At 36.7% G+C, this 10,351-nt stretch carries 11 protein-coding genes and 1 tRNA gene; 3 read left to right on the top strand and 9 right to left on the bottom strand.

What is annotated here, in order from left to right:
- Positions 1-218 precede the first annotated feature (218 nt).
- The 3 genes from RAO94_00140 to RAO94_00130 all read left to right on the top strand — a co-directional run bounded on the left by RAO94_00140 (position 219) and on the right by RAO94_00130 (position 1,625).
- The gene (locus RAO94_00140; GenBank protein MDP8320735.1) at positions 219-1,001 is read left to right on the top strand and encodes an N-formylglutamate amidohydrolase; all 783 of its coding nucleotides are present in this window, start codon (positions 219-221) and stop codon (positions 999-1,001) included.
- Positions 1,002-1,052: 51 nt separating this feature from the next.
- Positions 1,053-1,127 (top strand) — tRNA-Gly (locus RAO94_00135).
- A gap of 15 nt (positions 1,128-1,142) precedes the next feature.
- On the top strand, positions 1,143-1,625 hold the full coding sequence (locus RAO94_00130) for a methylated-DNA--[protein]-cysteine S-methyltransferase (GenBank protein MDP8320734.1): 483 nt from the start codon (positions 1,143-1,145) through the stop codon (positions 1,623-1,625).
- Here the strand turns inward: RAO94_00130 and RAO94_00125 are convergent.
- From RAO94_00125 to RAO94_00085, 9 genes are read right to left on the bottom strand one after another with little or no spacing between them, the layout of a single operon-like run.
- Positions 1,618-2,391 carry a tetratricopeptide repeat protein gene (locus tag RAO94_00125; protein ID MDP8320733.1) on the bottom strand — a complete coding sequence of 258 codons (774 nt, stop codon included), beginning with the start codon at positions 2,389-2,391 and terminating at the stop codon, positions 1,618-1,620. The genes RAO94_00130 and RAO94_00125 overlap by 8 nt on opposite strands.
- 1 nt (position 2,392) lies before the next feature.
- Positions 2,393-4,249, bottom strand: coding sequence for a BatD family protein (locus tag RAO94_00120; protein ID MDP8320732.1), 1,857 nt, complete (start codon positions 4,247-4,249; stop codon positions 2,393-2,395).
- Complete coding sequence (locus RAO94_00115) at positions 4,176-4,928, bottom strand: tetratricopeptide repeat protein (protein MDP8320731.1); 753 nt, start codon at positions 4,926-4,928, stop codon at positions 4,176-4,178. Before RAO94_00115 ends, RAO94_00120 begins: the two co-directional genes overlap by 74 nt.
- Positions 4,929-4,930: 2 nt before the next feature.
- A complete protein-coding gene (locus RAO94_00110; protein ID MDP8320730.1) occupies positions 4,931-5,956 on the bottom strand; it encodes a VWA domain-containing protein in 1,026 nt (341 codons plus the stop codon).
- A 9-nt stretch (positions 5,957-5,965) separates the two neighbouring features.
- Positions 5,966-6,940, bottom strand: a complete 975-nt coding sequence (locus tag RAO94_00105) for a VWA domain-containing protein (protein ID MDP8320729.1) — start codon at positions 6,938-6,940, stop codon at positions 5,966-5,968.
- Entirely contained in the window at positions 6,933-7,844 is a 912-nt protein-coding gene (locus RAO94_00100; protein ID MDP8320728.1) for a hypothetical protein, read from the bottom strand. Before RAO94_00100 ends, RAO94_00105 begins: the two co-directional genes overlap by 8 nt.
- 1 nt (position 7,845) lies before the next feature.
- Positions 7,846-8,721 carry a DUF58 domain-containing protein gene (locus tag RAO94_00095; protein MDP8320727.1) on the bottom strand — a complete coding sequence of 292 codons (876 nt, stop codon included), beginning with the start codon at positions 8,719-8,721 and terminating at the stop codon, positions 7,846-7,848.
- Positions 8,722-8,724: 3 nt separating this feature from the next.
- Entirely contained in the window at positions 8,725-9,711 is a 987-nt protein-coding gene (locus RAO94_00090; protein ID MDP8320726.1) for a MoxR family ATPase, read from the bottom strand.
- A 21-nt stretch (positions 9,712-9,732) separates the two neighbouring features.
- Positions 9,733-10,230: a metallophosphoesterase family protein gene (locus tag RAO94_00085; GenBank protein ID MDP8320725.1), complete on the bottom strand. Its 498-nt coding sequence runs from the start codon at positions 10,228-10,230 to the stop codon at positions 9,733-9,735.
- Between the last annotated feature and the right edge of the window lie 121 nt (positions 10,231-10,351).

Below are 10,351 nucleotides of genomic sequence, written 5' to 3'. Positions count from 1 at the left end.
TATTAGAACAATATTACTGTTACAATCTCTATAAACTCTCTGATACTGGTAGAAAGTTTGTATTATATTAATTATTAGTAATTATTAAGGAATAAATTGAATTGGATTGTATTCCCGAAATGGATTTTATCATTAGGGAGAAAAGCGGATAATTAGGATAAATAGAATTAGCTTTACAATATTGGAATTGAGAAGCAAATTTTGTCTGGGAGATTATTATGAAGAATAATTACAAAATAGCGAACTTTGAATTTGATTATAAGATGCCTGTTGTATGCACTGCAATTCATAACGGGCATAAGCTTAGTGAGATCATTGCTGCGAATATGGCACTATCTGAAAGTGCGAGATTATACGAGGAAGACCCCTTTACTGGGTATTTTACAGAGATTGCTTCAAACCGGATAGTTGTTTACTACAGCAGGTTTCAGGTGGATTTAAATCGACCAATACGAGGGTCATTTTATGTTACTCCACAGCAGGCCTGGGGATTGCAGGTTCGAGTGAATACACCTGATAGTGAAGAAATAGAATTCAGCAAGAAATGTTATAATTGGTATTATCAATCAGTGCAGGAGCATATCGATAAGCTATTAGAAAAATTTGAGCGGATATTTATCTATGATCTGCATTCCTATAATCACCAGCGAGGTGGGGAAGGTGCAGAATACGATGATCCAGAGAAGAATCCTGAGATAATTATCGGCACAAATAACATGCCTTCCTCCTGGTTTCCTCTTGTAGATAAAATTGTGGAGCAATTACGGAGTGAGGATTATTTTGGCAGATGTCTTGATGTGCGGATTAACGTAAAATTTGATGGTGGGAATTTTTCCAGATGGCTGCATAATACCTATGGTGAAAGGGTGTGCTGCATAGCTTTGGAATTTAAAAAGATATTTATGAATGAATGGACTGGAGAGATAGACTGGCTGAAAGCAAAACGACTGAGGGAGATACTGGCAGGTAGTTTACAAGTGATCCAGAAAGGATTATTATAAAAGATAATTTACTTGCCTATTATAGTGTAAAATTAATTAATTGTAATATAAGCGGGTGTAGCTCAGCGGTAGAGCATCAGCTTCCCAAGCTGAGGGTCGCGGGTTCGATCCCCGTCACCCGCTCCAATGAGGTAATGAATAATGAAATGTATAATCGAACTTGATGATTTTAAGATTTGCCTTAAGATAAAAGACCTGGAAGTACGGGAAATATTCTTTATTGAAGATCAATGTCCAGAAGAAGTCTACATTTTCAGCAGCAGGGGAGAGGAAGAAGTATTTAAAAGGGCTAAAGAACAACTCATGGAATATTTTCGTGGCGAAAGACAAGGTTTTGATCTGATCTTTCATGAAAATGGCAGCCGGTTTGAAGAACTGGTGTGGAATGTAATCCGTAAGATACCTTATGGCGAAACTATCTCATATACTAAATTAGCTCAACGTTGTGGTATGCCTGAGGCAGTTCGCTCAGTAGCGAGTGCAGTAGGCAGGAATAAATTGCTGATCATTACTCCATGTCATCGAGTAATCCTTAAATCAGGAGAAATCGGAAACTATTCAGGGGGAACGAACAGGAAAAAGATACTAATAGAAAGAGAGCAGAAGTTTAATAAATCTATTTGATCTTCACTATTTCCAACTGATCAGATTCTATCCATCCACCTATTCCATTTGGAAGTTTTATCAGAAGCCAGTTTTCATTGTTTTCTTCTATATGACATATCATGCCTTCGTGAATGGTAAAAACGCGGGTATATTCTGAACCAGGACCACTATAACCGATGGCTGTTTGAGAAGTAATAACAGCGTCAGAAGCAGAGTGGAAATTCTGATACTTAAGATATGAGACCGTGGCAGAGATAACTAATAAAATAAGAACCAGGAAAATTAGAAACACAGGTAATGATCTATCTCGATTACGAAATATCGTTTGCATAAGAATGAGTAAAAGGATCAATAAGAAGAATAGAATAGCAGTAAATAGAGCAGCTTTATTCAAATCAAAGGAATGAAATATCCTCAAGAGAAATTGTGACATGGCATCATTTTCCTCATTATCGATTTTATCTTTTGTGAGTGTGAGGATAAATTTCAAGTTTGAATTTGCGGCAGTATGAGCTGGGTCGACCTTCAGTGCTTTATTGTAATAGATGATGGCTTTACCGATCTGGCTTTTTCTGAAATAGCAATTTGCAATATTATAATAAAGATCAGCATTAACAACATTATTATTTTCCAGATAGAGAAAGCTAGATAGCGCAGTATCATATTCTTTATTATGATAGGCATTGATAGCTTCATCGAGAGTTTTCGTGACCATATCAGTATTTTCAGCAAATACCGGAGAAATCAAGATTAACAGGCTTAAGATTATCAGAATATATTTCATATTATTTACCCTTGATCCTGGTTTTTGCCAGATCAGCTACTATGTTACGCAAACCGATGAAATCTGTTTGAATATTTTCCTGCGAAAAACCTCCGGGCATGAATCTAGCTTCATTGCATCTATTGAACATCAAATTGATCTTTTCCACAAGCTCTGGAGGATAACCAAGTTTAACTGCCTGATCAATTATCTGTTCTTTTCTACTACCTCGGGCAATTTTCAATTTATCAGTGAGATAATTTTCTAATCCACTTTGGGCAGCAGAATAAAAGTCGGGATTACCTGTCTTATGATATTCAGTGGCGAGTTTCAGGTATTTCTTTAGTACTCTATTAGCTCTTTTCTGACGCTGATAATCAATATCTCCGGCAATTTGAGTTTGCCTTTTCATCAGCATCGTAGTAACTGGTAAAGAAATGAAAATAAGGAAAAGAATGAGCCAGTAAAGAATGGAATCAAACCAGGGTTTAAAACTCTTCATTTCTCTATCTTCAATTATAAAGCCGATATCAGAACCTTCCAGATGAACTGCTGCCTGTGATGTTGTTCCTGGTATATAGATATTATCACCTTCTTGGACATTCAGGGTATATTTATCTGACCGTAATGTGATATATTTCCCCTTATCAGCGTCAAAATAAGTAAAAGACAATGAAGGTATGGTGAAGCTGCCTGGTTCCTGAGCGACTACAAGATAACGGATAACTTTTTTACCGTTAACCTTGGAAGAACTTATTTCTGTAGATGTTTCCGGATCAAGAAATCGAAGATGATTTACTTCTGGCAGAGTAGCGATATCAATATTTGAGATATTACCTCTACCAGATATTTCCAAAGTATAAGTGAAAGAATCACCTACTTTAAGACTAGTTTCACTGATAGATGAATTGAGATGGAACTTGCCTACTGCATTTGTGAAATCAGATGGAGCACCTGCGGGAAGTTCTTTCACAGAAAAACTTACAGGATTACTTGCTATGGAATATTTCTTTGTATTGCCAAAGCTCCAGATACTGCGCGATTCGGTTCGGATGTCCACATTAACCTTGAGCGGATCAACTGAGATATTACCAGATTGAGAAGGGAAAATTGCATAGGTCTTTAGTTTCATGGTATTGAAAATTTCCCCATTTCTGGTAGTTCGTTGAACATTCATCCTTTTAGGCGAGAAAACGTCTTCCTTCCAGAAACCTATAAAGGAAGGCTCTGCATTGAAGGAGAGAGACGTGACATCATATTTAGAATATAGAGTGTAGGTGACTTCCACCGCTTCATTCTGATAGGGATTCTTATCAGAAACCTGAATATCAATGAACATATTATCACTTAGTTTGCCACTGGTAGATTTAGGAGAATTATCGTTTCTGCCTCGGGAAGGTGCTGGTTTATTACTTCCCTGAATAACATTTATATTAATTGCACCAGTTTTATAAGATTTTTTTTTGTATTTTATCGTAATAGACGGGATAGTGATCTTCCCAAGGCTTTTTGGGCTAAGAGAATACTGGTATTTTTTAGTCACTGAGGATTCAAAACTGCCATTTACCATAGTATAGCTTGATGATGAAGAAGTGGAAACTCCCTGATTATTAAAGCCATCCAGTTTTGGTAAATTAGGAGTGCCAATCTTATCTGCATCAGATCCTGATATCTCTATAGTATATTGAACTTTATCTTTGATACCTACCGTTGTGCGATTTACGTAGGCAGTAACTTCCAGATCAGCTGCCAGAGCAGAAACTGCAAGCATCATAAAAAGAATAAGTGATACATATTTTTTCATTTTACCAGTATTTCCCGGATTTTTGTCTTTCAGCAGATTTCTTTTCCTTTTCTTTTTGCATCTCTTCCTTTTCATTTGCCAGAAGAGCTTTCAGCATTTGCTCAGCTTCTTTTTCATCTTTGGATTTCTCTACTTTCTGTTGCTGCTGCTTCTGTTCTTCATCACCTTGCTTTTGCTGCTGTTCTTGTTGCTGCTTTTGTTTTTCCTTGTCTTCTTTTTTATCATCACCCTGCTGCTGCTGCTGCTTTTGTTTGTCTTTGTCTTTGTTTTCATCTTTATTATCTTGATCCTGGTTTTGCTGTTGCTGCTGTTCCTGCTGCTTTTGCAAATAACGAGATGCCAGTTCATAATTATAACGGGCATCAGGATTCCGGGGATCATTCATCAGAGATTTTTTGAAGTACTCCAGAGCATTTTTATAATCCTGCTGTTGAAATTTTATATTACCCATATTCTGGTAGAGCTTTGATTTATCATTGAAATCCTGATCTCGCATTGCCATCTTATATTCTGCTTCAGCATCTTCAAGTTTTCCCTGCTTGTATAGAGCATTTCCCAGATTGTAATGCAAAGCACTATCTTCAGGATACTTCAAGGCATTAGATCTGTATTTTTGCTGAGCTGCTTCAATGTCTTTAGATTTATATTCCTGGTTTGCTTTGCTGTTTGTGATCACTTTATCATAGGTGAGTATTTCTCCTAAAGCTGCATTGGAAATAATCAATAGAATAAAGATAACAGAAGCTGAGCGCATAATCATCTCCTTGTTTTGATAACCCTTTCAAAGGGTGTGTTGCGAACTACCATAATAAGAAACTCAATAATAATAAAAATTAGGGCAGCAATTACAAAATAACTGTATTGATCTTTGTAGCGAGAATATTGACGAGCATCAATTTTTTTCTTTTCCAGAGTCTTTATCTCATTAAGTATCTGAAATATTTCTGATTGTTGTGGTGTGATAGGAAAAAACCTACCATTAGTGGCTTTTGCAATCTTGCTCAATATATCAACATTAAGTTTAGAGAATATTATTTCACCAGCGTCATTTTTGGCATATACAGTATTTCCATTTTCATCGAGAACCGGGATAGTGCTGCCATCTGGTGATCCAATACCCAGAGAATAGATAATAGCTCCCTGTTTTTTTGCTTCTTCAGCAAAGTCTATAGCTTTCTCTTCCAGATCCTCACCATCAGAAACCAGGATAATTATTTTATGTTTGTCTTTTTCAGAGAACACCTGTAAAGATGTCTCCAGAGCCTTGCCGATATTGGTACCATAAGAAGTTACAGTCTCAGTATCAAGAAGACTTAGGAAGAGTTTTGCTGCCCCATAATCATCAGTAAGGGGACATTGAACAAAACTGCGTCCAGCAAAAGTTACAATGGCGATCCGATCACCTTTAAGCTGATCGATAAATAGAGAGATTTGATCTTTTGCTCTTTCAATCCTGCTTGGTTGAATATCTTTAGCATCCATACTTTTGGAAACATCCATACAGATCACTATATCTACACCTTCTTTTTGCACGATCTGGACTTCACGATCCCATTGTGGTCTTGCAAGAGCTATGATCATAAAGAAGAGAGCGATAATCAGAAAGGTATTTTTAAGATTAAACTTAAAGGAAGAAAACTGTTGTAAGTAATAATCATAAAAGCGGTTTTCAGCAAATTTTGAAAACGCTTTTAAGCGTAATTTCTTAGATAAAAAGACAAGTATCAAAGCTATAGGAATTAATAGCAAAAGAAAGAAAGCTTCAGGATTACCCCAGTGCATAATTAGCTCCTATGGAAGTTGTTTTAATATAAAGAACCGGAATATGAATTCCAATGCCAGCAGAATAATTGCCAGCAGAATCCAGCGCGTGAAAAGCTCTTCGTATTCGTAGTAGTTTTTGATCTCAATCTGGGTCTTTTCCATGTTATCGATATAATCCATTACTTCTTCAAGCTGTTCAGTATTTCTGGCAAGCCGGGCATGGTCTGTTCCGCATGTTTTGGCAATATCATTTAGGATATCAATATCAAAATCAATATTTACCTTTCTATAGCCATTGCCATAAGGAAAGTCCACCATTCCTTTTCTGCCGACACCTATTGTATATACTTTGATCCCAAATGTGGCAGCCATGTTTGCAGCAGTAAGGGGATGTATTTGCCCGGTATTATCTTTTCCATCAGTTATCAGAACAATAACTTTCGACTTTGCTTCGGAATCTTTAAGTCTGGCTACCGCAGTTGCCAGTCCCATGCCAATAGCAGTACCTTGAGCTTCTTCATCGATTTTAATATCACCAAATATTGTCATCAGCATATTATAATCTAATGTTAAGGGGCATTTAGTGTATGCATGATCAGAAAAAACGATTACGCCAATCCGGTCATTTTTACGTTTTTTGATAAATTCAGCTGCCACCTTTTTTGCAGCTTCCAAACGATTAGTTGGCTGAAAATCAACAGCCTGCATACTTCCTGAAATATCTACAGCTAAAATAATATCAATTCCATTTCCAGTGATTTTCTGTTTTTGATTTGCCAGCCTGGGACGGGCAAGCGCAATAAATAATGAAGAAATGAGCAGTATCCTTAAAAGGATTGGAATGAATCGAAGCCATGAAGATATTGAAAGTGATTTCAGCAGTTCAATGCGATTATGGTGGAATCTAAGACGTTTCTTTTCGTAATAGAATATTTCCCAGATAAGATATGGTATACAGATCAATATTCCCCAGAGCCAGTCAGGTTTAAAAAACTCAAGCATTTTTAACCTCCGTGCTCCTTTGACTGAAAGCTACCAGATATGCTTCAAGCCAGTTTGCCAGTTCTTCTGCTTTATTTCTTTCTGGGATGAATTTAGCAAACTTAACTTTATCAGATTCCATGAGTAGATGTAATATCTCACCTTTTTCACTTGGGTCATCTAACTTAAGGAAATATCGGATCTCACTAGTAGTCATTTCCAGAGCATTGATCTTATAATATCTTTCTATAAAATATCTTAGAATAATAGAAAGTTGAAAATGGAATTCCAGGAATTCTCCTTTATCCAGAAGCTTTTTACCTAATAATTCATGCAGCATTTCCTGTGCTATTTGCCATATTGGTCTATTATCGGTAAATTTTGGTATTTCCTCTGGTTTTGCTGGTTTTGTTAAGAATTTCTTTAGCAGTAAGATAATGGCAATAACAAATATCAGACCAAGTATTGGAATAAAATAGTCCCAGAAACCAAGTTTTAATGATAAAGGATGCGCAATATCTTTGATAACATTAGCAGAATCCGGTAATACGGAATTTATGATAACAACAAAATCGCGAGTTGTTAATACAGTGTCCTGTGAACCTGATTTAACCAGAAATTCCAGAGAAGGAAAAGTGTAATCACCAGTATCAAATGCTTGGAAAGTCATTTTAATCAAATTCTTTTTCACACCATCTTCAATAATTTCCTGCTGCTGTGGCTCCCCCATTGGGAAGAACACATCGATACTATCAAGTTGAGGAGCAAATATGGTATCAGCTGGTGAAGAAGTTATTTCCACATAAATGCTAAACGGGGTACCAACAAATAACTTGCTGGGTTTCTCAATTTTTTGATCTAATGCCTGTGCTGAAAGAAAGACTGTCAGCAGCATTATTAAATGAAATAGAGTTATTTTCTTCATATCAGCGTCGGTGTTTCCTGGCACGGAACAACTCCATTAGTTTCTTTGTATAAGATTCATCAGTTGTGAAGGTTCTGTTTTCCACTTTTATCTTTTTCATCGTTTCATTGAATTCAAAGCTTTCCTGATCAGTAGCCTTTTTATATTTCTCTCTTAATTTGCGATTGCCTGTATTGATGGTAAAGCGTCTACCTGTTTCCGGATCAGCAACATTTAATAAACCACATTTGGGTAATTCAAGATCAGCTTTATCTAAAATCCTTAAAGCAATAACATCATGCTTCCCTGCCAATATTCTTAAGCTGTCTTTGTAATCATCTGCAAGAAAATCAGAAATAATGAATATTATTGAGCGTTTGGGAATTATCTGATAGGCGTATTCAATAGCTGCTTTCAGATCAGTTCCATCACTTTGGGGGACATGATATAATATATCTCTCAAGATCCTCAAAGCGCTTTTCTTTCCTTTACGAGGTGGAGAATACTTCTCTATCTGATCAGAAAATAAAAGCAAGCCTACTTTATCATTATTTGAAAGGGCTGAGAAAGAGAGGACAGCTGTAATTTCAGTAATATATTCAGATTTCAAGTAACTGTGAGTACCAGTAGAAGTTGAACCACTTACATCAATCAAAAAGATGACATTCAGTTCACGTGTTTCTTCAAACTTCTTGATATAGGGATGACCCATTCTGGCAGAAACATTCCAGTCTATTTGACGAAAGCTGTCTCCATCCTGATATTCCCGCACTTCGGAGAATTCCAGTCCCTGACCTTTGAACATACTGTGATATTCACCGGAAAAAAGTTCTGAAACCAGATTTCTCGTAGTGATCTCTATTTTCTTGATCTTGGCAATGATCTCAGAAACTTCCATGGATTATGGCACCTCTATTTCATCAAATAGCCTGTTAACTATATCTTCCTGTGTAATCTGTTCTGCTTCAGCTTCATAGGTAAGAATTACACGATGACGCAGAATATCTTTACCAATTGCCTTAATATCATCAGGGATCACATATCCTCTGTGTTCAAGAAAAGCATGGGCTTTTGCTGCTTGGGCAAGATAGATTGTGGCTCTTGGGGAAGCTCCACATTCAATGAGGAATTTCATATCTTTGATATTAGTGAATTTATCAGGCTGACGAGTGGCGAAAACAAGATCTAAAATATATTCTTTTATCTTGTCTTCCATATAAATATCTTTAACAAGCTGACGCAATTCAATAATCTCCTGAGGAGAAACGACCTGAGATACTTCAATCTTCTCGTCATTTACCATCCTATCGAGGATGATCTTTTCTTCATCTCGGGATGGATAGCCAACCATAAGCTTCAGCATGAAACGATCTATCTGGGCTTCAGGGAGTGGATATGTACCTTCCTGCTCCAGGGGATTCTGGGTAGCCATTACCAGGAAAGGTGTTGGCAGGGGATAGGTTGTATCACCTATAGATACCTGGCGTTCCTGCATGGATTCCAGAAGTGCGGATTGCACCTTTGCGGGTGCACGGTTGATTTCATCAGCAAGTATAAAATTGGCAAATACGGGACCTTTTTTAGGTACAAACTCAGAGGTTTTTTGATTATAGATAAGAGTTCCCACGAGGTCTGCCGGTAGAAGGTCTGGAGTAAATTGGAGACGGTGGAAAGAGGCATTTATTGTCCCAGCTACAGTGCTTACGGTTAAAGTTTTTGCCAGTCCCGGAACACCTTCCAGAAGAATGTGCCCATTAGCAAGTAATCCCACTAATATTCGACTGACCATATATTGCTGTCCAACAATAACTTTGCCTACTTCTGCTGAAATATTATCAATCACGGGACTTTTCTCAATTACTCTCTGATTTATCTCTTCAATTGTCATCTGTCCTCCAGATAATTTATTTTATTTAGTAAACGAGTACACCTCTTTAAGGTTACAATTGATTTGTTTTATTTTTATTTTTATTTTTTCATCTAATATTTCAAGAATTGCATAAGTAGCAATATTTCCCCGATCAATCTTGTTCTTAATATGACCTGGATTAATATAAATGCAATTTAATTGTTTTTCAACTTTAAAAGAATGAGTATGACCATAAAGTATCACATCAAGTTTTCTCGGTAATTTTGGAATATCCTGAGGTGCATGAACTCCCCCAATTTTCCAGCCATTAACCTCAATTACACAGGTGGCAGCAAGTTTACCAGAAAAATAACCATTATTAAATATTCCAGGTACTCTGAAAATCTCTTTACCTTCAGTAAGATCAAAATTATCCTCAAGATCATTATAGAAATCACCTAAATGAAATATTATCTGAGCATCGTTCTCATTTTCCAGAGCCTGCCTGAGAAGTTTCTGATTGCCATGGGAATCAGAAATTACAATTACTTTTGTCATTTTGTAAGGAATATCTATTTCTTTTTTCTTTTCATGGATGTGGGAGCAGATATTCCCATCAGATCCAGAGAAATTGCCAACACATTTTTGATCGAAGAAATAAGGAAAAGACGACAACGTG

Origin of the sequence: Candidatus Stygibacter australis, assembly GCA_030765845.1 — a bacterium.
In the GTDB taxonomy this organism is placed as follows: Bacteria; Cloacimonadota; Cloacimonadia; order Cloacimonadales; family TCS61; genus Stygibacter; species Stygibacter australis.
Note: the sequence above shows the minus strand (reverse complement) of the source record. Positions and strands in the feature narration are given on the sequence as shown.